Genomic DNA, 25,219 nt, shown 5'->3' with positions numbered 1-25,219 from the left:
ATTTATGAGCGGTCTTGAACTTGGCGGTCGCCCTGCAACCTGGCTGGTGCCGGCGCTCTGCGCCTCACTGCTTGGCTGGGGCGTCCACCCGGGCGCCTGGGCCGAGACCTTCCGTCTGGAGAACCCAAACGATTCGGTCGTGGGCACGACCTTTTATTTCACGGCACGCGCCAAGGATACACTCTTGGACATTGCCCGCCAGAACAACCTCGGCTATGACGACATGCGCCAGGCCAACCCCAAGGTCGATACCTGGCTACCGGGCGAGGGAACCCAGGTGCTGGTGCCGGCCTCCTATGTGCTGCCGAACGTGCCGCGCCAGGGCATCGTGGTCAATCGAGCCGAGAAACGGCTCTATTACTATCCACCCAATAAACCCAACGAGGTGCGTATCTATGCCATCAGTGTGGGCAAGGAGGCCATGGCCACGCCGCTAGGCAACTTCGAAGTCATCGAGAAACGCAAGGATCCGACCTGGACGCCTGGTCCGATGGTGCGCGCCAACCATGCCGCGCGTGGCCACATCCTGCCGCCCACTGTACCGTCAGGGCCGGACAACCCACTCGGGCACTATGCCATGCGTCTAAGCAATCCGGATTATCTGATCCATGGCACCAATCAACCTTGGGGCCTGGGACTGGAGGTCAGCGGCGGCTGTATCCGGATGTATCCGGAGGCGATCGAGGAGCTCTATGGAATGGCCGACCTCAAGACGCCCGTGGCCATCATCGACCAGCCCTACAAATACGGCTGGCTGGGGGATGATCTCTATCTAGAGGTGCAGACCGGCGAGAAGAGTGTCCGCCAGCACTATCGCTCGGTGATTCCCGAGTCGGTGGCGAACGCCGAAGGGGTGGTGATCGACTGGAAGGCCGTGGAGCGGGCCGTGGCGGAAGACTCAGGTGTCCCACAGATCGTGGGACACCGACAAGGATCAGGTCAAGCGAATCACTTGCCCATGATCTTCTGATACATGCGGTCCAGACGCTCGGTGTTGGAGTTGCAGCACGCCTGGGCACTGTTGGCGGTGTCCATGGCCTTCTGGGCCATGTCGCGAGCAGTCTGGTCGGTGGTGCAGCCGCCAAGCAGCAGCAGAGCGGCAACAGAGAGTGAAGCAACCTTGACGATCTTGGTCATGATGTTTCTCCAAAAGTTGTGGGCCTTGCGGCCCAATGTTAACACATGGTGCGTAAATGCTTCGAGCCAAGCTCAAACATCCGACGCATGAGAGTGGATCGGTGTGATGAGCGAGTAGGATTTGATGTGCTCATTCTGGTTCCACATCCCCAGCCTTGGAGTGCCATCCAGGTGGCAGTGTCCAACGCAAAGCTTGGGGCAAATTGGGTGAGACATCAAGCCCACAATCATACTGATCGGCAGATTTTTTACAACGCCTGGCCGATCCTGGCCTACATTCAGGCCGGACACCATGTCGCGCATGCGCAGAACTAACGCTCAAGTCATTGTAAGAAAAGTTTTTTCTGATTGATGGAGTCACTGCATACAGCCGTCATGTCAATCGATATGTGCGAGGATCTTCCGCATCCGCCCACACGGAAACGCATCAGCCTCCCAGTATCCGTCCAGCTTGATGTCTCAAACCAACACCGTTGTATTTTGGACCTATATTGATGCATCGTTACTATGGGCGCGGCACATCCGCGCCGAGCTCTCCGCCCTTTCGCTGTGATGGTTTCGCGCGCACCGCTGAGATCGTCGACGCGACGGGTGAGCGAATCGTCCTGAGCCGGTTGCCCCCCTTTCTGCGCGCACTCCTCGTCACGGACGGCACGGTCACCAAGATCCTTGAGGCCTACTTCTGGGAACCGGTCATAGTCGAGACCCTGGAACAGCGCTTCGAGGACGCACTGGAACCCGTACCCTGGCTCGGGGTCGAGCCCGGTGATTCCTGTCTGATTCGCGACGCCCAGCTGCGCGGCGCCGACAGCGGACGCTGTTTCGCCGAGGCCTTCTCAATGATCCGCGCCCAGCTCATCCCGCCGGATTTCCGCCAACGGCTCATCGATCGCGAGATCGGCATCGGTGTACTGATCCGCGACAGCGGACTCGAGAGCTATCGCGAGGTGCTGGACGTGGGGCTGGACCGGACCGCCTCCGGTGAAACCACGGTTTTTCGCACCTATCGCATCATTATCGAGCATCGTCCCGTGATCCTGATCACCGAATATTTCCCGCTGGATCTGTATCGCTGATCCTGACCGAGGGCATTCTTGCACTAGGCCATCTTTGTCGCAAAACCCGCGTGCTATAGTACGCGCCGCGAACCAAACCACTTCGATTTAGAGTTCGAGCCTCGATGTCGACAGGCACCCAACATGGCGAGTCGTCCTTGCTGATCCAGCTCCAGCACGGACTCAGGCGCGAGCAGATTAAGCGTGCCCTGCACGATATCCGCGCCGGCTGGGACAGGCGCGAACTCTGGATGACGCTCGGACTCCAGGACGTGCGCCAGCGTTATCGGCGCTCCAAGCTGGGACCGTTCTGGATCACGCTGTCGATGGCCATTATGGTGCTGGCGCTTGGTCTGCTCTATGGTCAGATCTTCGGCCAGGATCTGCACGATTACATGCCCTTTCTGGCTGTCGGCTTCGTCATCTGGCACCTAATCGCGAGCCTCGTCAACGACGGCTGCCAGTCTTTCATCCTCGCCGAGGGCATGATCCGCCAGCTCAATGCCCCCCTCTCCATCTATGTCTATCGCGTCCTCTGGTCGACCCTGATCGCCTTTGCCCACAATATCTGGGTCTTTTTCATGGTAGCGCTCTGGTTTGGGGTCGATCTCAACTGGAATCTGCTGTGGGTGCCGGTCGCGCTCTTGGTCCTGCTCCTTAATGGGTTCTGGATCGCGCTCTTCCTGGGTGTTCTGAGCGCACGCTTCCGCGACGTCCCCCTGATCGTGGGCAGTATGGTGCAGGTGCTATTCTTCATCACGCCGGTCATCTGGAAGCCCGAGATGCTGCCAGGGCGCGCGCTCTGGCTGCATCTCAACCCCTTTTACCATCTGGTCGAGATCATGCGCGCCCCCTTGCTCGGCCAAGCGCCTGCACTCGCCAACTGGCTCCCGGTCATCGCCATCACGATCGTCGGCTGGTCGCTGGCACTCTTCTTCTATTCGGCCTACCGCTGGCGCATCGCTTATTGGGTTTGAGGGAACGTATCTTGGCCTCGATCAAGCTGGAGAACGTCTCGGTCTCCTTTCCTGTCTACAGCGCCTCGACGCGCTCGCTCAAGAACCGTCTGATCCAGAGCGCGACCGGTGGTCAGATCCGTGCCGACGCGATCTCGCAGCGCATCTCGGTGGTGCAAGCGTTGCAAGACATCAACGTCTCGCTCGAGGACGGCGATCGACTCGGGCTCATCGGACACAACGGCGCCGGTAAGACGACCTTATTGCGGGTGCTCGGCGGGATCTATGAACCGAACAGCGGTCGGGTCGAGGTCCAGGGCACGACCGTGCCCCTGTTCGACATCGCGCTCGGGATGAACCAAGAGAGCACAGGCTACGAGAACATCATCCTGCGCGGACTCTTCCTCGGGCTTCCGCGCAAGAAGATCCGCGCCATGATGGACGAGATTGCCGAATTCACCGAACTGGGCGACTTTCTCAACCTACCGATCCGCACCTATTCAGCCGGGATGCAGATGCGTCTGGCCTTTGCCGTCTCGACCTCAGTGGTGCCGGATATCCTGTTGATCGACGAGGGCATCGGCGCCGGCGACGCGGCCTTTCTGAATAAGGCGCGCGAGCGTCTGGAACGCTTCACCGAGCAGGTCTCCATCATCGTGCTCTCCTCGCATTCAGAAGACTTGTTGCGCAACATGTGCTCCAAGTCGCTCCTGATGGAGCATGGTCGGGTGGTGTTCGCCGGCCCGACCGACGAGGCGCTGGAGCATTATCGGGCGATGCGCGGCTGGTGATCTCCGGCAAGCCGTTCCATCAGACTGACTCATCGCCTACCTGTTGCATCCCGTGTGGGCAGGTGCCGCGAAGGAGCTATCCTGTGTTCCTCGCCCGCGCGGTTCGCCAGGGGCGCGTCGCGGAGTCTGAGCGCCGCCCGGCACGTCCATACTGAACCCGAGGAGGTCTCGGGAAACGCTGAATCAACCGTGTCTCCCCAAATCGCGGCCAAAACCGCCCCCACGCCCCATGGTCATCCGTCTGCACAAAGACGCCCGCTATTCGACCTGAGATCCAAGCCTCGGCGCTCCCGACTCGGGAGCGATCCGAGCGCTATGGGCCGAGCCGTCGGGCGGTATGACAGAGAACAACCGCACCCAGCTGTCATCCGACTCATTCGGCCTTTCTGGCACCTTGTTCAGACAACTCTATCTACAACAATTCGTGTCCAAAAGGATTGCGGGCGGGGTAGGTCGACAGCCTCCAGTCGCCATGCGTTCTGACACCCCGCCCCCGAGTCTCCCTACCGTAGTAAAATAGACAGCTCGACCCTCGTTTTTCACCACACTCAGATCGAGCCTGATCCATGACCCAGTTGCAAAACGACACCTTCCTGCGCGCGCTGCTGCGCGAACCCGTTGATTACACGCCGGTTTGGATGATGCGCCAGGCCGGACGCTATCTACCTGAGTACCGCGCCACGCGCGCTAAGGCCGGCAGCTTCATGGATCTGTGCAAGAATCCGGAGTTGGCCTGTGAAGTCACGCTCCAGCCGCTTGATCGCTATCTGCTCGATGCCGCCATCCTGTTCTCCGACATCCTGACCGTGCCTGATGCCATGGGTCTAGGGCTGTACTTCTCTGAGGGCGAGGGGCCGCACTTTGAGCGCCCGGTGCGCACGGCTGACGATGTCGATCGACTGCCGATCCCGGATCCGGAAGGCGAGCTCAAATACGTGATGGAGGCCGTCTCCGTCATCCGGCGCGCACTCAAGGGTCGGGTGCCGTTGATCGGCTTCTCCGGCAGCCCCTGGACCCTGGCAACCTACATGGTTGAGGGCGGTGGCGGCAAGCACTTCTCCAAGATCAAGGCAATGATGTTCGATCAGCCGGCACTGCTGCACCGCTTGCTGGAGAAGGTCGCCGATGCCGTGACCCTCTATCTCAATGCCCAGATCGCGCGCGGCGCCCAGGCGACCATGATCTTTGACACCTGGGGCGGTGTCCTGGCGCCGGCCAACTATCGCGAGTTCTCGCTGGCCTACATGCAGCGCGTGGTCGAGGGGGTGACCCGCGAGGCCGAGGGCCGCCGGGTACCGGTGATCCTGTTCACCAAGAACGGCGGTCAATGGCTGGGCGATATGGCCAAAACCGGTTGTGACGCGCTCGGCGTCGACTGGACCACGGATCTGGCCGAGGCGCGTCGGATGGTCGAGGATCGGGTTGCACTCCAGGGCAACCTGGATCCCTGCGCCCTCTATGCCTCACCCGAGCGCATCCGCGAGGAGGTGGCGCGCGTCCTGGCCAGCTATGGTCAGGGCTCGGGCCATGTCTTCAACCTTGGCCACGGCATCACCCAGGACGTCGATCCCGAGCGTCCGGCGGTCATGATCGCTGCCGTGCACGAGCTCAGCCGCGCCTATCACGTCTGATATCCCAAGCCAATGACGGCGGTCCAGGCCGCCGGTCTGCCAATTCCGGGTAGCGTCGGGGACCGGCCTGCGGACTCGACGCCTTCTCCCGTTATGGGATCCTGTCCGCCGCGCGCCGACCCAAAGCGGTCACGGGCGTATCTACGAGATTTTCCAGTACACCTTCGCCGTGTGCGCCATACTGAATCCTTGGACTGGTGAGCGTGCACCCCACCTTAGGATCCAGGTTATCGCCGTCTCGACCGAGCAGCTTTAGGACCCAAGATTCAACCCTAGAGGATTTTTCGGCATGTATGTCATCGAGATCCAGCAGACCGGTGGACCCGAGGTTTTGCGGTTGGTCGAACGTCCGCGGCCTGAACTGACCGGGCCGGACGATCTGCTTGTCCGCGTCTATGCCGCCGGTGTCAATCCAATCGATACCAAGATCCGCCAACGCGGCCCGATGCTCCCCGCAGGTCTGCCAGCCGTGCTCGGTTGCGATGGGGCCGGTGTGATCGAGGCCGTGGGCGAGGGTGTGACGCGCTTCAAGCCCGGCGACGCGGTTTGGTTCTGCCACGGCGGGCTCGGTGGCCCAGCCGGTAACTATGCCGAATATCGCGTCATCGATCAGCAGTTCGTCCAGGCCAAGCCGCGCACACTCGGCATGGTCGAGGCCGCCGCCGCCCCCCTGGTGTTGCTGACGGCCTGGGAGGCGTTGCACGATCGGGCGCGGATCGCCGCCGGCCAGCGGGTACTGATCCATGCGGGGGCCGGCGGGGTTGGCCATGTCGCCATCCAGCTCGCACGCTTGGCCGGCGCGCGTGTCTGCACCACGGTCAGCGGTCCCGAGAAGGCGGCGCTTGCGCATGAACTCGGGGCCGAGTTCTGCATCAATTATCGCGACGAGGACCTGGTCGAGGCGGTCATGGATTGGACCGAGGGGCAGGGCGTGGACATCGCCCTGGATACCGTCGGTCCCGAGGTCTTCCGGCGTACCATCCCGGCTGTGGCCCATTATGGTGATCTGGTGACCCTCCTCGATCCCGGTCCCGAGCTCAATCTCAAGGAGGCCCGGCTGCGCAATCTGCGTCTGAGCCTGGAACTGATGCTGACCCCGATGCTGCGCGATCTGCCGCGCGCGCGTTTGCATCAGGGCTGGATCCTCCAGCGCTGCGGCGATCTCATCGATCGTGGCGAACTGCGGGTGCATGTCTTTCGGACCTTTGCGTTGGCCGAGGCCGCTGAGTCGCATCGTCTGCTCGAACGAGGCGCTGTGATGGGTAAGCTGGTCTTGGACCTGGACCCGAGCCGATGAGCCGAATTGAGGTGGGCTTGCATCCCTTCTCGACCCTGAGGCGCGTGCGCGTGGCCCTGATCTCGGACACCCATGGGGCGTTCGATCCGCGCCTGCGCGAGATCGTCGAGGGTTGTGATCTAGCGTTGCACGGCGGAGACATCGGTCATGCCGCCATCCTCTCGCAGCTCCAGCCGCGTCTGGGGCGGGTGTTGGCGGTCTTCGGCAACAACGACGTGGCGCACAAATGGCCGGAGGAGGATCGGCGGCTGCTGGTGCATCTGCCTGAGTGGTTGGAACAGCCGCTGCCCGGCGGTTCGCTGGTGTTGATCCACGGTCATCAGGTTCCGGCGCGCCGCCGTCATGCCCTGTTGCGGGCGCGCTTCCCGGAGGCACGCGCCATCGTCTATGGTCACAGCCATCGCTTGGAGACGGATCTCGACGTTCAGCCCTGGGTACTCAATCCGGGCGCGGCCGGGCGCTCGCGCACCCACGGCGGGCCGTCCTGTCTGGTGCTGATCGCCGAGTCCGACGAGTGGCGCATCGAGCGCTACCGCTTTCCGCTCTCTGGTCAAAGACGCGGACTGCGCTACACTGCGCGCCATGAACAGCGTCCCATCGGTCAAACCACCCAAGTCATTGCTGCGCCAGGTCGGGCGGGCCATCGCTGATTTCCGGATGATTGGGGAAGGGGATCGGATCCTCCTTGGCGTCTCCGGCGGCAAGGATTCACTCTCCTTGCTCCAGATCTTGCTCCATCTGCGCACCTATGCCCCGGTGCGTTTCGAGCTGGCGGCCCTGACCGTCGATCCGGAGGTTCCCGGCTATGATCCGCAGCCGCTGAAGGACTATTACGACCGCTTGGGCGTGTCCTGGCATTACGAACAGCAGCCGCTGCTGGAGCAGGCCAGGACCCACATGGACGGCGACTCCTTCTGCGCCTATTGCGCGCGCATGAAGCGCGGCATCATGTACCGACTCTGCCGCGAGCACGGCTACAATGTTCTGGCCTTGGGCCAACACCTCGACGACCTGGCCGAGAGTCTGCTGATGTCGCTGTTCCACGGCGGTCAGTTGCGCACCATGAAGGCGCATTATCGCAACCAAGAGGGCGATGTGCGTATCATCCGCCCGCTGGTCTACTGCCGTGAACGCCAGATGGCCGATTTTGCCCGGCGCGCTGGACTGCCGGTGATCCCGGATTCCTGTCCGGCCTGCTTCACCCGACCGACTCGGCGCGCGCAGATGAAGGCCCTGCTGGCGCGCGAGGAGGCCGAACACGCCACACTCTTCTCCAGTATCCTCCACGCCCTCAAGCCGATCATGATCGAGGGTGAACTGCCAGAACCGGGTTGGTCGAACCGATGAGGCAGGGTCTCGTGACTCAAGCCGCCTCAAAGCCGGCCTGTTATGACGATCGTGGCCGATCGATCTGCCGGTGCGGAGGCTGGAGGTCTATCGACTCCAGGCCGATGGACACTGGCGGTTGCTCGATCCCCTTGGGCGCGCTCTGGATCGGCTGAGCCCGGGGCTTGAGGCCACGCAGGAGGGCCGATAGCCGTTTTGGGGTCTCGGGCGTCGAGCGTTCGCCGTAGCGCGCTGGGATGTAGAGCGCGAGGAAGGCGCCGATCTCCGGGGCCAGATCCGGGCGCGCCGCGGCGATGCGCCGGCCATAGTCGCTGGGGCCCTCAGAAGGTCGGCGCGGCAGCCCGATACGGGCCAGCCGCTGGCACAGACGCGCATAGAGCCGTTCGAGCGGGTCGCGCTCGGTCCGTTCGTGCATCAGGACGAGCAGGAGGCCGCCCAGCGTCAAGGACACGGCCAGCACCATCAGCACGGCCAGTCCGTATTCCTGCCAGGCGCCCAGCCCGAGCCGGTCCATGAGCCGGCGCTGGTCCTGGACCGAGAAGTCCAGCACCCAGTTCTGCCAGGTCGCCTCCAGGGTATCGCCCAGCAGACGCAGATCGCGCATCCAGCGTGCCAGCATAGTGGCCTCACCGAGATCGAAGCGCGCCGAGGTCCCAGCCCCCAGCCGCTCGATGGCCACGCGGTTGTCGATCCGCGACGCATCGACCGCTGCGGTCGGATCGACCCGCACCCAGCCGCGCCCCGCGATCAGTACCTCGACCCAGGCATGGGCGTCGGACTGGCGCACCAGGGTATAGCCGCCAAAGGCATTGGTCTCGCCGCCGAGATAGCCGAGCACGATGCGCGAGGGGATGCCGGCGATCCGCATCAGGAGCGCAAAACTGCTGGCATAGTGCTCGCAAAAGCCGCTACGGGTCTCGAACAGGAACTCGTCGGTGGGGTTGGCGCCGAGTTTGGGCGGCAGCAGGGTGTAATAGAAGTTTTCGCGGTTGAAATGAACCAGGGCCCGCTGGACCAGTGCCCAATCGTCGTTGGCTTGGGCGCGCCAGCCGTCGACGAGGGCACGCATCCGGGGCGTGACATTGTCGGGCAGCTCAAGCGCCAGACCGCGCACGCGCTCGTCCGGCTCGGCGGTGCGATAGCTCAGGACCGAGCGCACCCGATAACGTTTGAGTACCGTCACCGGCTGGTTCGACAGGAGTTGGAAATCCGGGTTGATCGCGGCACCATCCGGCGCGCTGACCGGCAGGTCGAGCGCAAACAGCCAGCGTTGCTGAGTCGGCTCCATGACGACCTCGTACTCGACCGGGTTGCTCGTCTCGATCAGGCGTGCCGGTTCCTGCCCGTCGGAGGGTGGTGCACCCGGCGTCCAGCGACGTCCATCCGTCGTCCATAGCACCGGGCCGCGCCAGTAGAGCTGATTCGACTCCGGGCGCTGACCGGCAAAGCGCACACGAAAGGCCGGTTCGCCATTGACCACCAGCTCGCTGATGTTGCCTGGCTCCATAATCTCTGACATGCCCATCAGCGCCTTGGATCTATCGACCCCTAGACTCCAGAGTGGGGCGGTCAGACGCGGAAACAGCACGAAGAGGATAAGGGTGAGCGGGATGGCCTGGAGTGCCAGTCGGAGGCCGACCCGCAGCGCCGGACGCAGACCCGTGGCCCCCAGCCCGCCGTTGAGCTCGGTCAACAGCGTGACCAGACCCAGGGCGATCAGACCCACATAGAACGTGAGCAGAAAGGAATCGTCAAACAGGAACTGCACCACACTCAGGAAGCCAAGCAGGATCAGCACCAGGCGGAGATCGCGCTTGGTGTCGAGTTCCAGCAGCTTGAGCACGAGCATGGTCGCCAGCAGCGCCGAGCCGCCGTCTTGACCGGAGATCGTGTGATAGGCCGCCAGACAGTTGCCCAGGCCGGCGAAGGCCATCAGGGCGCGGATCCAACGGTTGGGCAGGGTGGCTGGCCAGCGGAGCGCTGCCAGTCGGATGGCCAAGATCAGGGTCAGGAAGGCTACGACCTGGCCGTCCAGAGAGCGAACGAATGGGGCGCACGCCGCCGCGACCAGGAGTGTGGTCCAGAGGATCTGATGGCGCTTTGGCCGCTCGGTCTCGGGGATGAGGTCAGTCTTGGGCATGGCCGAAGAGCGCCAGTCGGGTCAGACAGCGTTCGGTATGGACCGCGCCCTGAGACAGCCCCTCGACCGCGCCGGGCAGACGCAGACCGAAGCGCGTCGAGCCGGCGCTGACGTCGAGCACCTGCCGCGTCAGCAGTCCAAGCCGAATCTCTGGATCAGGTGTGTTGAAGCGCGCCCAGTCGATCCAGACCTCTTGACCCTGCTCGCCACCGTATTGCTTGACCACAAGGCCGCGTTCGCGCGCATAGGCCTTCCAGTCGATATGGCGGATCGAATCGCCCGGACGGTAGCCGCGCGCGCCGAGATAGTCCTCGGCGCCTTCGTGACGGGTGCGATGGGGACGGGGGCTGTCTCCGGCGTCGTGGCCAGGTTCGGGCGCCTGGGGCGCGGGTTTGGGGAAGACCAGGGTCTTGGCCTCGGTGGCGACATGGGTCCAGGCGCGAAACAGCCCCATCGGATAACGTGTCTCGATCATCACATCGCTCAGCCGCTGCCAGCCACGTTTCTCGGTCGGTACAGCCAGCACGACCAACAGCTGATCCCCAGCGCCGACATGGACCGGCGGCGGCCTCTCTTCGTTTTTACGCAAACGGATATCATGACGCGGGCGTCCGCCCTCGGCGCGCACCATGACCTCGAAGCGCGCCTGCTCCCCAGCGAACACCGGCGTGCCGCCGCGTACCTGCACCGCCAACCCCAGCAGATTGAGCCAGGTGTGATGCATGGCCACCAACCCGACCGAGGCCAGGAAGAAGGTCAGCAGCAGACCCAGGTTGTTTTGATAGTTGAGCGACCCGAGCAGCATCACCAGCAGCACCGCGCCATACATGAACCCGGCGCGGGTCGGCACGATATAGATCTGACGCCCGCCGACGCGCGCCACACCGTCCGGTCCAGGCAGCACCCGGCGCAGCAGGCCGTCGAAATAGCGGTGTGCGCGCTCGCGCAGGCGGTCGGAGACCTGGGACATGGCGTCAGTGTCGTTGTGCTCAAGATTCGGTTCGGGTGTCGGTTTGACGGATGTGGCGTCCCGTTGCGTCCGATTCAAATAGGCACATTGGTGAGGATGAAACGCGCCACCTCGTCGTCTCCGATCCGCTGGCCCGGCTCGCCGCCGGTCAGGCGATGCACGGCCACTGCTGGCAGCACCGCCTGCACGTCCTCGGGGATCACATAGTCGCGCCCGGCGAGCAGGGCCCAGGATTTGGCCGCGTGCAGCAGACCCAGCCCGGCGCGCGGCGAGAGCCCATAGGCGAAACGCTCCGAGCCGCGCGTGAACTGGAGGATCGCGTGCACATAGTCGATGATCGGCGGCGCGGCGTGGATACGGACCACGGACTGCTGCAAGTCGATCAGTTCGGCATTGGTCAGGGCCGGTCGTTGGCGCGCGAGCATCTCGCGCCTGTCCTCGCCGGCGAGTAGCGCCTTTTCCTGCTCCGCGGCCGGGTAGCCGAGATGGATGCGCATCAGAAAGCGATCGAGCTGCGACTCGGGTAGCGGAAAGGTGCCGACCTGGAACAGCGGGTTCTGGGTGGCGATGACAAAGAAGGGCTCGGGCAGACGCCGAGTCTCGCCCTCGACCGTGACCTGACGCTCTTCCATGGCCTCCAGGAGCGCGCTCTGCGCCTTGGGTGTGGCGCGGTTGATCTCGTCGGCCAGGATCAATTGCGCGAAGATCGGGCCGGGATGGAAGCGGAAACTCTCGGAGGCCCGATCATAGACCGAGACACCGATGACATCGGCCGGCAAGAGATCACTGGTGAACTGGATGCGCGAATACTCCAGCCCGAGCAGGCGCGCCAGCAGATGCGCCAGCGTCGTCTTGCCGACGCCCGGCAGGTCCTCGACCAGCAGATGACCGCGCGCGAGCAGACAGGCCAGCGCCAGGCGCAGCTCGCGATCCTTGCCGAGGATGATGGCACCGGCATCGCGCAGGATGCACTCGGTAAGGTTGGATCGGGCTGGATTGGATGTCTGGTGTAGGTTCATCGGCGACTCGTCGAAATCGAGAGATTGAGGTTGGAGATACAGTCGAGGTCAACGCCCGTTTTCGACCTCTCATCCGGCGACCCGGCGCAATCGTCGCGATTGGATGTGACCATGATCAGACCAGGCCCCAAGCCGGTTCCCACCATCGATCCATCATAGACGCCGATTGGCTGACCCCGTTTTCCGAAGTCCAGCTTGCCGGCGAGCAGGAACACGAAGGCACGGAGTAACTATTCAGGTTCTCGGTCCAACCAAGGTAAGTACCGTAACCGTGGGAGCGCCTTCAGGCGCGATGACAGAACCTATTGCCGGTTTGACCGCCCGAATCGCGGCAACCGCCGCTCCCACACAGAAGCCGCTCCTTGTATCTACGACGGGGCTGACCGTTTGGGAGCAGCTGAATAGTTACGGCACGGATATTTTAAGAAACTGGCGTGGCCGTGGGCCTTCATCTCATCGCCAAACTCGACGCCTTCGCCCCGGCTTCCTCTGGGTGTTGGGATCCCTGCTGGATGGACAACCCCCAGGTCGAACAGGACCTCTGCTTCGCGCTGCCCTTGGTGAGGCAGGGGAGGCCATTTTTTTGTACTGTACTAGATTTTGTCCTGTCTTCACGGACCTACCTTTCATTCAATTAAAGATGCGTGCAAGCGATACCTATGATGTGATCGTGGTCGGCGGCGGGCATGCCGGCACCGAGGCCGCGCTGGCTGCCGCGCGCTGCGGTGTGCGCACCCTGCTCCTGACCCAGAACCTCGAGACCCTGGGCCAGATGAGCTGCAACCCGGCCATCGGCGGCATCGGCAAGGGGCATCTGGTGCGCGAGATCGACGCACTCGGCGGGCTCATGGCGCGCGCCGCCGATCGCGCCGGGATCCAGTTTCGGATCCTCAACGCCAGCAAGGGCCCAGCGGTGCGCGCCACCCGCGCCCAGGCCGACCGTCAGCTCTACAAGGCGGCCGTGCGCGCGGCGCTGGAGAACCAGCCGGGGCTTGTGCTCTTCCAGCAGTCGGTCGAGGATCTCCTGATCGAGGGCGAGCGTGTGGTCGGCGTGCGCACCCAGATGGGGCTGGAGTTTCGGGCACGCGCGGTGGTGCTGACGGTCGGCACCTTCCTCGGCGGTCGCATCCACATCGGTCTATCCAGCTATGAAGGCGGGCGGGCCGGCGATCCGCCCTCCAATGGCCTGGCGCGCCGTCTGCGTGAGCTGCCGTTTCGCATCGAGCGGCTCAAGACCGGCACCCCGCCGCGGATCGATGCGCGCAGTATCGACTACAGCCGACTCACCGAGCAGCCGGGCGACGATCCTGTTCCGGTGTTTTCCTTCATGGGGAGGCCCGAGGACCATCCGCGTCAGGTCAGCTGTCACATCACCCATACCAACGAACGCACCCACGACATCATCCGTTCGGGGCTGTCGCGTTCGCCGTTGTTCACCGGGGTGATCGAAGGGGTCGGACCGCGTTACTGTCCCTCGATCGAGGACAAGGTCGTGCGCTTCGCCGATAAAGCTTCACATCAGATCTTTCTGGAGCCTGAGGGACTCAGCACCCGTGAGGTCTATCCCAATGGGATCTCGACCAGCCTGCCCTATGACATCCAGGAGGCGCTGGTACGTTCGATCGTCGGGTTGGAACGCGCGCACCTGACCCGGCCCGGCTATGCGATCGAATACGACTTCCTGGATCCGCGCGATCTCAAGCCCTCGTTGGAGACGCGCCCGCTGTCGGGGCTGTTTCTCGCCGGCCAGATCAATGGCACCACCGGCTACGAGGAGGCCGGCGCCCAGGGGCTATTGGCCGGGGCCAATGCCGCGCTCCAGGTCCAGGGCCGCGAACCCTGGCATCCGCGCCGCGACGAGTCCTATCTCGGGGTCATGGTCGATGACCTCATCACACGCGGGACCAATGAGCCCTATCGCATGTTCACCAGCCGTGCCGAATACCGCCTGCTGCTACGCGAGGACAATGCCGATCTGCGTCTGACTGAAACCGGGCGCCGGCTCGGTCTGGTGGGCGATGCGCAATGGCGCGCCTTTGAGCGCAAGCGCGAGGCGATCGAGCGCGAGCGCCAACGTCTGCGCGACACCTGGGTGCGACCCGAGGCACTCGACCCGGTGCTGGCGACTCAGGTGTTGGGCGAGCCGCTGCGCCGCGAGGTGCGTGCCCTGGAGCTGCTGGCGCGGCCCGGCGTCGGCCATGCCGGTCTGTGTGCGCTGATCGGTGCGCCGCCCGAGCCGGTCGCGCCCACGGTCGCCGAGCAACTGGAGATCCAGACCCGCTATGCCGGCTATATCGAGCGCCAGCGCGCCGAGATCGAGCGCCAGCGGGAACAGGAACTCAAGCCGCTGCCCGATGGCTTCGACTATGCGCAGGTGCGCGGACTCTCGGCTGAGGTGCGTGAGAAGCTCACACGGGTGCGTCCGGCGACCCTCGGACAGGCGGCGCGCATTCCGGGCGTCACGCCGGCGGCGATCTCGCTGTTGCTGATTCATCTCAAGCGGCAGATTGGATCGAAAGGGATCGATTGATCCGGCCCGCGATCGACGCGGTTTCAATCTGGGCTTGCGTCGGTCTTGTTCCTGAACCGGATGTCGTGAAATCTGTCGTCAAGCGATCACGACCCGGTCGCGCCCGCCCTCCTTGGCGCGATAGAGCCCCGTGTCGGCGCGCTCGATCAGGGATTCGGCCGTCTCGCCTGGGCGGAAACGGGTCAGCCCAATCGAGACCGTGATCACACCGATGGTGTCCTGGGTGCTTTTGCGTTTGATCTGGATCGCGGCAACCTGACGCCGGATCTGCTCGGCCAGCGCCTGGGCCGCCTCCAGTTCGTCATGGACGATGATCGCGAATTCCTCTCCGCCATAACGGGCGACAAACACCCGATCGCTTTGCAGCTTGGCCAGAACCCCGCCGACGCTCTCCAGGACGCGATCGCCCATTTGGTGACCGTAGGTGTCGTTGAGCCGCTTGAAGTGATCGAGATCCATCAGTATCAGACAGGTCGGCTCGTCGTCACCGCCCAAGAGCGACTGGGCCAGTGCCTCGTCAAAACCGCGCCGATTGGGGATCTTGGTCAGGGCATCCAGACGCGCGCGTCGTTCGCTCTCCTCCAGCTCGCGTTTGAGCCGCTCGACCTGGGCGCTGGCCGATTGCAGCTCGCTCTGGAAGGACTGAGTGAGGCTCTCTAGATCGCGTGTTTCGGTAAGCAACTGATCGACCAGGGCGCGGATGCGCTCGGGATCGACCGCGGGCTCCTCGAACACCGTCATGGCCTCGCGCAAACTGGCCCCATAGTCCTGGGTACCGCGCAGATTGCGTGAGACCGCCTGCGTCAGGGTCGCGACGATCTCGGCGATCAGATCCCGCGCCTGTGGGCTGGTCGGGAGATAGTGCTTGACGAAATACTCAAAGAACAGCGCCTCGCTCTTCTCCGGGTCATAGGGGCCGTTTTCCGGAAACTCGACCAGCAACGAGCGACTCAGCTCCGGGCAGGCGTTTTGGACGTGGGCATACCAGAGGGCGTAGTTGTAGGGTGTCGGCGGGATGCGGCGGCACACCATCTGCGGCACCGCCATGCGCAGATAGTCTGAGGCCGTTTTCAGGTCGTCCCTGAAGTCCATCTGCTTGACGCTCATCTCTGTTCGACCCGCCGAGAAGAAGTTAGCAAAACCGAGCGCCATCGCCGCCCGCAACGGAGGACGATGGCTTCCAGATCGGGGTGCAATGATAGGCGAGTCGACGCCAGGTGTCGCGAAGTATCGAGAGGCGGATCCGTGCAGGTTTAGTCGGGGTCTTTCGGTGTCTCGTCGCTCGACTGGAGGTCACCGCGCGCGTTTGAAGACTGAGAATAGCGCAGTCAACCGACCAGCCCCAGGAACACCATCTGTTCCATCGCCGTCAGGGAAGAGCCATTGGTCATGATCGTTACCCCATCTACAGGTTGCATGATGGATCGCATGCCGGATGGCGCCGGGGGCGAATGATCGGGTCGGAGGCGGCGATTACGTTTTGCTTTCAATCGCGGCCCCACGACAAAATGAACCCCGCCTCGGCGGGGTTCATTGCAAGGTCAAGCGCGGCTGAGGCCGATCTAATGACCCACGGCGGCGCCTGCACCACGTGGGATGCGCACGTCCTCGACCAGATGCTGGATGTGCTCGGGCGGCGGGGCGGTGAGCGCCGACACCAGTCCGGCAACCAGGAAGTTGGCCAAGGCCCCGACTGCGCCAAAGGCCTCGGGTGTGATACCGAAGAACCAGTTGGTGCCCATCCCAAGCTCGGGCATCAGGAACTCGGTGCCCTTGATGAAGAGGATCCCCTTGTGCTGGAACACATAGAGCAGGGTCACTGTGATACCAGCGATCATGCCCGCGATCGCGCCCTGCTTGTTCATGCGCTTGGCAAAGATGCCGAGCATCAGCACTGGGAAGATCGAGGAGGCCGCCAGACCAAAGGCGATGGCCACGGTGCCTGCCGCGAATCCAGGTGGATTGAGTCCGAGATAGCCCGCCAGCAGGATGGCACCAATCATAGAAAGGCGTCCGGCCAAGAGCTCGTCCTTCTCAGTAATCTGCGGCATGAACACACCCTTGAGCAGGTCATGCGAGATCGCCGAGGAGATGGCGAGCAGCAGACCGGCGGCGGTGGAGAGTGCCGCCGCCAGACCGCCGGCGACCACCAGCGCGATCACCCAGTTCGGCAATCCCGCGATCTCGGGGTTGGCGAGCACCATGATGTCATTGTTGACCGTGACCATCTCGTTGCCTTGCCAGCCGAACTTGGCAAACTTGGTAGCGCTGTGTGCGGTTTCCGCCTTTGCAACGGCCTGTTCGGCCGTCTCTACGCCAGCGTTCTTGGCCTTGGCGTCGGCCAGTTTCATCCTGGCCTCACCAAGCCCGCCATCACTGTAATACTGGATTCGACCGTCTTGGTTCCAATCCTGGAACTTCAGAAGACCTGTGGTCTCCCAGCGCTTGAACCAGTCTGGACGCTCGTCGTAGACCAGATTTCCGGTTTCCTCTCCGACTGGACCGATCTGGATGGTGTCCATCAGGTTCAGACGCGCCATGGCACCGACCGCCGGGGCCGTGGTGTAAAGGATGGCAATGAAGACCAACGCCCAGCCGGCCGAGTAGCGCGCGTCACGCACCCTGGGCACGGTGAAGAAGCGGATGATGACATGCGGCAGACCCGCGGTGCCGATCATCAGCGACAGGGTATAGACGAACATGTTGAGGGTGCTGCCCATGACCTGGGTGGTATATTGCTTGAAGCCGAGGTCCGTGACCACCTGATCGAGGCGGTCCAGCAGCGACATTCCGCTCCCGACATGGGTACCGCCGAGTCCGAGCTGGGGGATGGGATTGCCGGTGAGGTTCAGCGAGATGAAGATCGCCGGGATGGTGTAGGCGAAGATCAAAACGACGTACTGGGCGATCTGGGTATAGGTGATGCCCTTCATGCCGCCGAGGATGGCGTAGATGGCGACGATCCCCATGCCCACAAAGATCCCAATCTCGTAGGAGACGCCGAGGAAGCGGCTAAAGGCCACACCGATACCCGTCATCTGACCGATGACATAGGTGACTGAGGCCAGGATCAGACAGATGACGGCCACCACGCGCGCCCCGTTGGCATAGTAGCGGTCGCCGATGAATTCGGGCACCGTAAACTTGCCGAACTTGCGCAGATAGGGCGCCAAAAGCAGGGCTAGCAGCACATAACCCCCGGTCCAGCCCATCAGGAACACCGAGCCGCCATAACCGCCGAAGGCAATCATACCGGCCATGGAGATAAAGGAGGCCGCCGACATCCAGTCGGCCGCGGTCGCCATGCCATTGGCAACCGGATGCACGCCGCCGCCGGCGACATAGAATTCACTGGTAGAGGCGGCGCGTGACCAGATCGCGATACCGATATAGATGGCGAAGGTCAGGCCGACGATGGAGTAACTCCAGATCTCGAGTTCGGTCATTGGATCGTTTCCTCACTCTTCGCCGACGTCGAATTGATGGTCGAGGCGATTCATCAGCGCGGCATAGATGAAGATCAGCGCAACGAAGATATAGATCGACCCCTGCTGGGCGAACCAGAAACCAAGCGGGTAGCCGCCGAGATGGATGGCGTTGAGCGGTTCGACGAGCAGGATGCCAAAGCCATAGGAAACGACGAACCAGACGATGAGTAAGACGGTGAGATAGCGAAGATTCGCTCTCCAATAGTCTGCGCGCTTGTCGGGTGTCATGTCATGTCACTCCGTTCAGGGTTTGGACTATGAACTGTGAAAGGGCGGGGTGACGGGGCGCGCGCCGCCCTGATCGTCGTGAGACGGATCAGTGCACGCAAAATATGGCAGAAGCCCCCTCGTTGGTTATGATGCATCCGGCTCGTTCTGCCGTATCGAGCGGATTGTCGGCATTGTCTGGTTGCGCTTGGCGTGCTGTCAACGTTTCAGTCGGTTGATCCGCGCCCTGAATCGGCCTCTACATGAAGATCCTTTGTCCTTAAGAAGAGAACACAATGCACTACATCAGTACCCGTGGTGGAATCGAGCCGATCGGTTTCGCACAAGCCGTGATGATGGGACTGGCGACCGACGGTGGCCTGCTGGTTCCGTCCCAGATCCCCGTCCTCGATCCCGAGCAGCTGCGTGCCTGGGCCGGCTTGCGCTTCCAGGATCTGGCGCTCGAAGTGTCGACACTTTTCATCGGCGACGAGATCCCGCGTGCGGATCTGAAGGCCCTGATCGAACGCTCCTATGCGAACTTCTCGCATCCCGAGGTCACCCCAGTGGTGACTGTGGGCAAGCGGCGCATCCTGGAACTCTTTCATGGTCCGACGGCGGCCTTCAAAGACGTGGCCTTACAGTGGCTTGGCAATCTATTCGAGTATCTGCTCGAACGCGAGGGAGGGATCCTCAACATCCTCGGCGCGACCTCGGGCGACACCGGCTCGGCGGCCATCTATGGTGTGCGCGGCAAGGGGCGCATCCGGATCTTCATCCTGCACCCCAAGGGCCGCGTCTCGCCGATCCAGGAACGGCAGATGACCACGGTGCTGGACAGCAATGTCCACAACATCGCGGTGCGCGGCACCTTCGACGACGCCCAGGCCATCGTCAAGACACTGTTCAACGATCTGGCCTTCAAGTCGGCCTATCGGCTCGGCGCCGTCAACTCGATCAACTGGGCGCGCATCCTGGCGCAGACCTTTTACTACTTTTATGCCTGGGGCCGGATTTCGGGCGGCGATGTCGGGCGTCGGGTCAGCTTCTCGGTCCCGACCGGCAACTTCGGTGATGTCTTCGCCGGCTATCTGGCACGGCGCATGGGGCTGCCCATCGAGCGCCTGGTGATTGCGACCAACCGCAACGACATCCTGAGCCGCTTCATCCACACGGGCGTCTATGCCCTGGGCGAGGAGGTCTATCACACCCTGAGCCCGGCGATGGACATCCAGATCGCCTCCAATTTCGAGCGCTATCTCTACTATTTGCACGACGGCGATCAGGCGCTGGTGTGTGCCTTGCTTGAGGATTTCAGACACACAGGTCGGCTTAGGGTGTCTGCCGAGCGGCATCAGAAGGCCCAGGCCGACTTCGAGGCGACGGCGGTGAGCGATCCCGAGACCCTCGACCAGATCCGTGCCACCTATGAGGCGACCGGCTACATCCTTTGTCCCCACACGGCGGTTGGAGTGCGGGCCGCGCGCGACCTGCCCGAGGCCATCTGTCTCGCCACCGCCCACCCCGCCAAATTCGGCGCGGCCGTGGTCCAGGCGATCGGCCAGGAGGCGCCGCTGCCGCCCGCGCTCCAGGGGCTGTTGGAGAGAAAGACGCGCTGCGTCGAATTGGAGGCCAGGGCCGCGGCGGTGAAGGGCTATCTCGAAGCGACACTCGGGACGGTATCTGCGCCATGACGGATGCGGTTCTGAAGTCCTCCAACCCGACCGATCTGGCGCAGAGATCTTCCAGACGCCGGGTCTTGATCCTGGACACCACACTCCGCGACGGGGAACAGACCCAGGGGGTGTCCTTCTCACCCGCCGAGAAGCTCAACCTTGCCAAGGTCTTGCTCGAACAGGTGCGGGTCGATCGGATCGAGGTCGCCTCGGCGCGCGTGTCCTCGGGCGAGGCCAGCGCCGTGGCCCAGATCATCGACTGGGCCGGGGAACGCGGCCTGGTTGAGCGGATCGAGGTGCTGGGGTTCGCCGATGGCGGGGCAAGCGTGGATTGGATCCGGGGCACCGGAGGCCAGGTGCTGAACCTGCTGGCCAAGGGCAGCGAGCGACACTGTCGTGGTCAGCTTGGCAAGACGCCCGAGGCGCATATCGCCGACATCCGGGCAACCCTCGATCGGGCGCACGCGCAGGGCCTGCGCGTCAACCTCTATCTGGAAGACTGGTCGAACGGCTATCGCGATAGCCCAGACTATGTCTATACCCTGGTCGCACGCCTGGCCGAGGCCGGGATCGGGCATTTCATGCTGCCCGATACCCTGGGTGTGATGACGCCGGATCAGGTCTTTGCGGCGGTCTCGGACATGGTCCGGCGTTTCCCAGGACTTAAATTCGATTTCCATCCGCACAACGACTATGGTCTAGCCACGGCCAATGTACTCGCCGCCGTCCAGGCAGGGGTTGCGGCGGTCCACTGCACGGTCAATTGTCTCGGCGAGCGGGCAGGGAATGCCTCGCTCGCCGAGGTCGCAGTCAATCTACGCGATCAGCTCGACTGCGAGCTCGGGATCGACGAGACCCATCTGGTGCGCGTCAGTGAGCTCGTCGAGTCCTTTTCGGGCAAGCGCATCGCGGACAACGCCCCGATCGTCGGCGCCGACGTCTTCACCCAGACCGCCGGTATCCATGCCGATGGCGACAGGAAAGGCAGCCTCTACCACAGCCGGCTCTCGCCAGAGCGCTTCGCGCGGCGGCGCAGCTATGCGCTCGGCAAGCTCTCCGGCAAGGCGTCGCTGGCCAAGAACCTGGAACGGCTCGAGATCGAGCTGTCTGATGAGGAGCAGCGCCGGGTCTTGCAGCGCATCGTCGAGCTGGGTGATTCCAAAAAGACCATCACCACCGAGGATCTGCCGTTCATCATCGCCGAGGTCCTGGAGAGCAAGGACTATACGCACGCCGAGCTCCTGTCTTGTACCATCTCGTCGAGTCTGGATCTGGAGTCCATGGCCGGGATCAAGCTCCGGCTCGGCGATCAGGTCTTTACGGCTACAGGGACGGGCAATGGCGGCTTCGATGCCTTTACCAATGCGCTCGGGCGGATCCTCAAACGTCAGGGGATGACGCTACCGCCGCTGATCGACTATGAGGTCCGGATCCCCAAGGGGGGGCGGACCGATGCGCTCACCGAATGCAGCATCACCTGGCAGACCGAGCGCGGTGACCTGAGGACCCGGGGTGTCCACGCCAATCAGGTATTCGCCGCCGTTGGCGCGACGATGCGGATGCTCAATATCCAGCTCCACTGGATCAAGGTGGGTTCGGATCGCCAGGGCCGCTAAACAGGTGCCAGTCCTAGGTTTCGAGCCAAAAGGTCACAGGACCATCGTTGATCAGGCTGACCTGCATGTCGGCCCCGAAGCGCCCCGTGGCGACCCTGGGATGGGCGGCGCATGCCTTTGCAACCAGGTCGTCGAAGAGCCGCTTGCCTTCATCAGGCGGTGCGGCCGAGGTAAAGCTGGCGCGCGTGCCCTTCCGGGTATCGGCGGCGAGCGTGAACTGAGGCACCAACAGGAGCCCGCCGTCGATGTCGCGCAGACTGAGGTTCATGCGATCCTGCGCATCGGGGAAGACCCGATAGCCGAGTATCCGCTCCAGGAGGCGGGCCGCGCGCGCCTCATCATCGCCACGCTGCACACCCACCAGCACCAGTAATCCACGCTCGATGGCGCCGACCGTCTCACCCGCGACCAGCACCCGCGCCGCGCTGACCCGTTGCAGCAGACCAATCATGCCAATTCACACGCAAAGCGGTCGGTGGCCGCGACCAGGGCGCGGCGAATCCCGGGCTCGAAGGCCGAGTGTCCGGCATCCGGAATGATCTGGAACTCGGCGCGCGGCCAGGCCAGATGCAGCTCCCAGGCCGAACGCATGGGACAGATCAGGTCATAGCGCCCCTGCACGATCACACCTGGGATGTCGGCCAGCCGATGGGCATCGCGCAGCAACTGGTTTGGCGCCAGAAAGGCCCCGTTGATGAAATAATGGCTCTCGATGCGCGCCAGACTCAGGGCCACATGCGGATCGGCGAAATAGGCCTGGATCTCAGGATTGGCAAGCAGGGTGGCGGTACGCCCCTCCCAGAGCGACCAGGCACGCGCCGCCTCCAGCCGCACGGCGGCGTCCTCGTCGGTGAGCCGCCTATGGTAGGCGCTGAGCAGATCGCCGCGTTCATCCTCCGGGATGGGGGCCACAAACGCCTCCCAGTAATCGGGAAACGCCCAGCTCGCCCCCTCTTGATAGAACCAGCGGATCTCCTCTGGACGACAGAGAAAGATCCCGCGTACCACGAGCGCTGCGACCCGTTCGGGATAGGTTTCGGCATAGGCCAAGGCCAGGGTTGAGCCCCAGGAGCCGCCGAACACCAGCCAGCGTTCGATCCTAAGTTGCCGACGGATCAGCTCCATGTCTGAGATCAGGTCCCAGGTGGTATTGGCCATGAGCGAGGCGTGGGGCGTCGAGCGTCCACAGCCGCGCTGATCGAACAGCACCGCCCGATAGCGCTCGGGGTCGAAAAACCCGCGCTGGGCCGGTTCGCAACCTGCGCCCGGTCCACCGTGCAGAAAAATTGCCGGGATGCCATCCGGGCGCCCACATTCCTCGACATAGAGCCGATGACCGTTGTCGACGATCAGCTCGTGGACCGCGAAGGGTTCGACGATGGGATAGAGATCCTTAATCTGGGTCTCCATGTGCGAAGCCTCCTCTCAGCCGTTCAGACCGCCTTGTAGAGCGCCGCTCCTTCTTCCCGGAACTCACGTGCCTTCTCGCGCATCCCTTCCGCGACCACTGCTTGCACCTCCTCGGCGCGCTGATTGGCCGCAGAGTCGCGCAGGTCCTGGGTGATCTTCATCGAACAGAACTGGGGGCCGCACATCGAACAGAAGTGCGCAACCTTGTGCGACTGATGGGGCAGGGTCGCGTCGTGATAGTCGCGCGCGCGCTCGGGGTCGAGCGCGAGATTGAACTGATCCTCCCAACGGAACTCGAAGCGCGCCTTCGAGAGCGCATTGTCGCGGATCTGGGCGCCCGGAAGTCCCTTGGCCAGGTCGGCGGCGTGGGCGGCGATCTTGTAGGTGATGATTCCAGCGCGCACGTCTTCCTTGTTGGGCAGACCCAGATGCTCCTTGGGCGTGACATAGCAGAGCATGGCGGTGCCGTACCAGCCGATGTTGGCCGCGCCCATACCCGAGGTGATGTGGTCGTAGGCCGGGGCGATGTCGGTGACGATCGGGCCCAGGGTGTAAAAGGGGGCCTCGAAGCAATCGGCCAGTTCCTTGGTCATGTTCTCCCGGATCATCTGCAGCGGCACATGTCCCGGACCCTCGATCATGACCTGGACATCGTGCCTCCAGGCGACCTGGGTCAGCTCGCCCAGGGTCTTGAGCTCGGCGAACTGGGCGGCGTCGTTGGCGTCGGCGAGTGATCCTGGTCGGAGCCCATCCCCGAGGCTGATCGCGACATCATAGGCCTTGAGGATCTCGCAGATCTCCTCGAAATGGGTGTAGAGGAAGTTCTCTTGATGATGCGCCAGACACCACTTGGCCAGGATCGAGCCGCCGCGCGAGACGATGCCGGTGAGCCGGTCGGCGGTCAGGGGTAGATAGCGCAGCAGGACGCCGGCATGGAGGGTGAAATAATCGACCCCCTGCTCGGCCTGTTCGATGAGTGTGTCGCGTACGAGCTCCCAGCTCAGTTCCTCGGGGCGGCCATCGACCTTCTCCAGTGCCTGATAGATGGGTACAGTGCCGATCGGCACGGGCGCGTTGCGCAGGATCCATTCGCGGGTCTCGTGGATGTGCTTGCCGGTCGAGAGGTCCATGAGCGTATCGCCGCCCCAACGCACCGACCACACCATCTTCTCGACCTCCTCGGCGATCGAAGAGCTCAGGGCCGAGTTGCCGATGTTGGTGTTGATCTTCACCCGGAAGTTGCGCCCGATGATCATGGGCTCCAGCTCGGGGTGATTGATGTTGGCGGGGATGATGGCACGACCGCGGGCGATCTCGTCGCGCACGAACTCGGGCGTGATGGTCTCGGGCAGGGCGGCGCCGAATGACTGGCCCGGATGCTGGCGCAAGAGCTTGGCGTAACGTGGGTCGGCGCGCAGCTCATCCAGACGCAGGTTTTCGCGGATGGCGACGTATTCCATCTCGGGCGTGATGATCCCCAGGCGCGCGTAGTGCATCTGGGTGACATTGCGACCAGACTTGGCGCGGCGCGGGGTGCGCAGATGCTCAAAGCGCAGATGGGCGAGTCGAGGATCGTTCTGGCGCGCGCGTCCGAAGGCGGATGTCGGCCCCTCGAGCTGTTCGGTATCTGCGCGCTCGGCGATCCAGCCCGAACGGATGTCCGGCAGACCGGCACGCAGGTCGATCTTCGCCTCTGGGTCGGTGTAGGGACCTGAGGTGTCATAGATCGGGATCGGCGGATTCTCCTCAGGCCCCTGATGGGTCTGGGTCGGTGTCAGGATCACTTCGCGCATCGGCACCCGGATGTCGGGACGCGAGCCGGTGACATAGATCTTGCGCGAGCTCGGAAAGGGCCGAGTCACCTCCTCGGAGAGCTGGGCGGTCTTGCGGATGAAGTCGTGCGGGATGGCGCTCATCGGAATTCCTCGGCGGTGGCCGGCGCGGGCGAC

General features: G+C 63.3%; 21 protein-coding genes. 11 read left to right on the top strand and 10 right to left on the bottom strand.

Annotated features, from left to right (window positions below):
- Nucleotides 1-4: 4 nt before the first annotated feature.
- Nucleotides 5-970 carry a L,D-transpeptidase family protein gene (locus E6P07_RS09925; protein WP_153975461.1) on the top strand — a complete coding sequence of 322 codons (966 nt, stop codon included), beginning with the start codon at nucleotides 5-7 and terminating at the stop codon, nucleotides 968-970.
- Here the strand turns inward: E6P07_RS09925 and E6P07_RS09920 are convergent.
- Nucleotides 949-1,137 carry an alanine-zipper protein gene (locus E6P07_RS09920; protein ID WP_153975460.1) on the bottom strand — a complete coding sequence of 63 codons (189 nt, stop codon included), beginning with the start codon at nucleotides 1,135-1,137 and terminating at the stop codon, nucleotides 949-951. The two genes, E6P07_RS09925 and E6P07_RS09920, sit on opposite strands and share 22 nt — an antisense overlap.
- A 494-nt stretch (nucleotides 1,138-1,631) precedes the next feature.
- On the opposite strand from E6P07_RS09920, the gene E6P07_RS09915 reads away from it, so the two are divergent.
- The 7 genes from E6P07_RS09915 to E6P07_RS09885 all read left to right on the top strand — a co-directional run bounded on the left by E6P07_RS09915 (nucleotide 1,632) and on the right by E6P07_RS09885 (nucleotide 8,214).
- Entirely contained in the window at nucleotides 1,632-2,213 is a 582-nt protein-coding gene (locus E6P07_RS09915) for a chorismate--pyruvate lyase family protein (RefSeq protein WP_153975459.1), read from the top strand.
- A 104-nt stretch (nucleotides 2,214-2,317) separates the two neighbouring features.
- The gene (locus tag E6P07_RS09910; RefSeq protein ID WP_153975458.1) at nucleotides 2,318-3,169 is read left to right on the top strand and encodes an ABC transporter permease; all 852 of its coding nucleotides are present in this window, start codon (nucleotides 2,318-2,320) and stop codon (nucleotides 3,167-3,169) included.
- Entirely contained in the window at nucleotides 3,160-3,939 is a 780-nt protein-coding gene (locus E6P07_RS09905) for an ABC transporter ATP-binding protein (protein WP_425505130.1), read from the top strand. The genes E6P07_RS09910 and E6P07_RS09905 overlap by 10 nt, the downstream gene beginning before the upstream one ends.
- Before the next feature lie 566 nt (nucleotides 3,940-4,505).
- Complete coding sequence (gene hemE / locus E6P07_RS09900) at nucleotides 4,506-5,570, top strand: uroporphyrinogen decarboxylase (protein ID WP_153975456.1); 1,065 nt, start codon at nucleotides 4,506-4,508, stop codon at nucleotides 5,568-5,570.
- Between the two features lie 289 nt (nucleotides 5,571-5,859).
- Nucleotides 5,860-6,867, top strand: a complete 1,008-nt coding sequence (locus E6P07_RS09895) for a zinc-dependent alcohol dehydrogenase family protein (RefSeq protein WP_153975455.1) — start codon at nucleotides 5,860-5,862, stop codon at nucleotides 6,865-6,867.
- Nucleotides 6,864-7,517, top strand: a complete 654-nt coding sequence (locus E6P07_RS09890; protein WP_170286798.1) for a metallophosphoesterase family protein — start codon at nucleotides 6,864-6,866, stop codon at nucleotides 7,515-7,517. Before E6P07_RS09895 ends, E6P07_RS09890 begins: the two co-directional genes overlap by 4 nt.
- Nucleotides 7,450-8,214 carry a PP-loop family protein gene (locus tag E6P07_RS09885; protein WP_153975454.1) on the top strand — a complete coding sequence of 255 codons (765 nt, stop codon included), beginning with the start codon at nucleotides 7,450-7,452 and terminating at the stop codon, nucleotides 8,212-8,214. Before E6P07_RS09890 ends, E6P07_RS09885 begins: the two co-directional genes overlap by 68 nt.
- Nucleotides 8,215-8,254: 40 nt before the next feature.
- Here E6P07_RS09885 and E6P07_RS09880 read toward each other — a convergent pair whose 3' ends face one another.
- The 3 genes from E6P07_RS09880 to E6P07_RS09870 all read right to left on the bottom strand — a co-directional run bounded on the left by E6P07_RS09880 (nucleotide 8,255) and on the right by E6P07_RS09870 (nucleotide 12,343).
- Nucleotides 8,255-10,354, bottom strand: a complete 2,100-nt coding sequence (locus E6P07_RS09880; RefSeq protein ID WP_153975453.1) for a transglutaminase TgpA family protein — start codon at nucleotides 10,352-10,354, stop codon at nucleotides 8,255-8,257.
- The gene (locus tag E6P07_RS09875) at nucleotides 10,341-11,324 is read right to left on the bottom strand and encodes a DUF58 domain-containing protein (protein ID WP_153975452.1); all 984 of its coding nucleotides are present in this window, start codon (nucleotides 11,322-11,324) and stop codon (nucleotides 10,341-10,343) included. Before E6P07_RS09875 ends, E6P07_RS09880 begins: the two co-directional genes overlap by 14 nt.
- Nucleotides 11,325-11,398: 74 nt before the next feature.
- Nucleotides 11,399-12,343 (bottom strand): AAA family ATPase, encoded by a 945-nt coding sequence (locus E6P07_RS09870; protein ID WP_211363100.1) that lies wholly within the window; start codon nucleotides 12,341-12,343, stop codon nucleotides 11,399-11,401.
- A 640-nt stretch (nucleotides 12,344-12,983) separates the two neighbouring features.
- Between E6P07_RS09870 and mnmG the strand changes: the two genes are divergently transcribed.
- Nucleotides 12,984-14,873: a tRNA uridine-5-carboxymethylaminomethyl(34) synthesis enzyme MnmG gene (gene mnmG, locus E6P07_RS09865; RefSeq protein ID WP_153975451.1), complete on the top strand. Its 1,890-nt coding sequence runs from the start codon at nucleotides 12,984-12,986 to the stop codon at nucleotides 14,871-14,873.
- 78 nt (nucleotides 14,874-14,951) lie between these two features.
- On the opposite strand, the gene E6P07_RS09860 is transcribed toward mnmG, so the two are convergent.
- From E6P07_RS09860 to E6P07_RS09850, 3 genes are all read right to left on the bottom strand, one after another.
- Entirely contained in the window at nucleotides 14,952-15,980 is a 1,029-nt protein-coding gene (locus tag E6P07_RS09860; RefSeq protein ID WP_153975450.1) for a GGDEF domain-containing protein, read from the bottom strand.
- 455 nt (nucleotides 15,981-16,435) lie between these two features.
- On the bottom strand, nucleotides 16,436-18,319 hold the full coding sequence (locus E6P07_RS09855) for a sodium:solute symporter family protein (RefSeq protein ID WP_153975449.1): 1,884 nt from the start codon (nucleotides 18,317-18,319) through the stop codon (nucleotides 16,436-16,438).
- A gap of 12 nt (nucleotides 18,320-18,331) precedes the next feature.
- Entirely contained in the window at nucleotides 18,332-18,589 is a 258-nt protein-coding gene (locus E6P07_RS09850) for a DUF4212 domain-containing protein (RefSeq protein WP_153975448.1), read from the bottom strand.
- Nucleotides 18,590-18,864: 275 nt separating this feature from the next.
- Here E6P07_RS09850 and thrC point away from each other — a divergent pair, with 275 nt between their 5' ends.
- Together thrC and E6P07_RS09840 are read left to right on the top strand one after the other, a co-directional pair.
- Entirely contained in the window at nucleotides 18,865-20,262 is a 1,398-nt protein-coding gene (gene thrC / locus E6P07_RS09845) for a threonine synthase (protein ID WP_153975447.1), read from the top strand.
- A complete protein-coding gene (locus E6P07_RS09840) occupies nucleotides 20,259-21,860 on the top strand; it encodes an alpha-isopropylmalate synthase regulatory domain-containing protein (protein ID WP_153975446.1) in 1,602 nt (533 codons plus the stop codon). The genes thrC and E6P07_RS09840 overlap by 4 nt, the downstream gene beginning before the upstream one ends.
- A gap of 13 nt (nucleotides 21,861-21,873) precedes the next feature.
- On the opposite strand, the gene dtd is transcribed toward E6P07_RS09840, so the two are convergent.
- The 3 genes from dtd to thiC are packed head-to-tail and all read right to left on the bottom strand — an operon-like array spanning nucleotide 21,874 to nucleotide 25,186.
- Nucleotides 21,874-22,311 carry a D-aminoacyl-tRNA deacylase gene (dtd, locus tag E6P07_RS09835; RefSeq protein WP_153975445.1) on the bottom strand — a complete coding sequence of 146 codons (438 nt, stop codon included), beginning with the start codon at nucleotides 22,309-22,311 and terminating at the stop codon, nucleotides 21,874-21,876.
- A complete protein-coding gene (pip, locus tag E6P07_RS09830; protein WP_211363099.1) occupies nucleotides 22,308-23,270 on the bottom strand; it encodes a prolyl aminopeptidase in 963 nt (320 codons plus the stop codon). The genes dtd and pip overlap by 4 nt, the downstream gene beginning before the upstream one ends.
- Before the next feature lie 23 nt (nucleotides 23,271-23,293).
- Nucleotides 23,294-25,186, bottom strand: coding sequence for a phosphomethylpyrimidine synthase ThiC (gene thiC / locus E6P07_RS09825; RefSeq protein ID WP_153975444.1), 1,893 nt, complete (start codon nucleotides 25,184-25,186; stop codon nucleotides 23,294-23,296).
- Between the last annotated feature and the right edge of the window lie 33 nt (nucleotides 25,187-25,219).

Source organism: Thermochromatium tepidum ATCC 43061, from assembly GCF_009664085.1.
In the GTDB taxonomy this organism is placed as follows: domain Bacteria; phylum Pseudomonadota; class Gammaproteobacteria; order Chromatiales; family Chromatiaceae; genus Thermochromatium; species Thermochromatium tepidum.
This window is presented reverse-complemented; position numbering and strand designations above follow the sequence as displayed.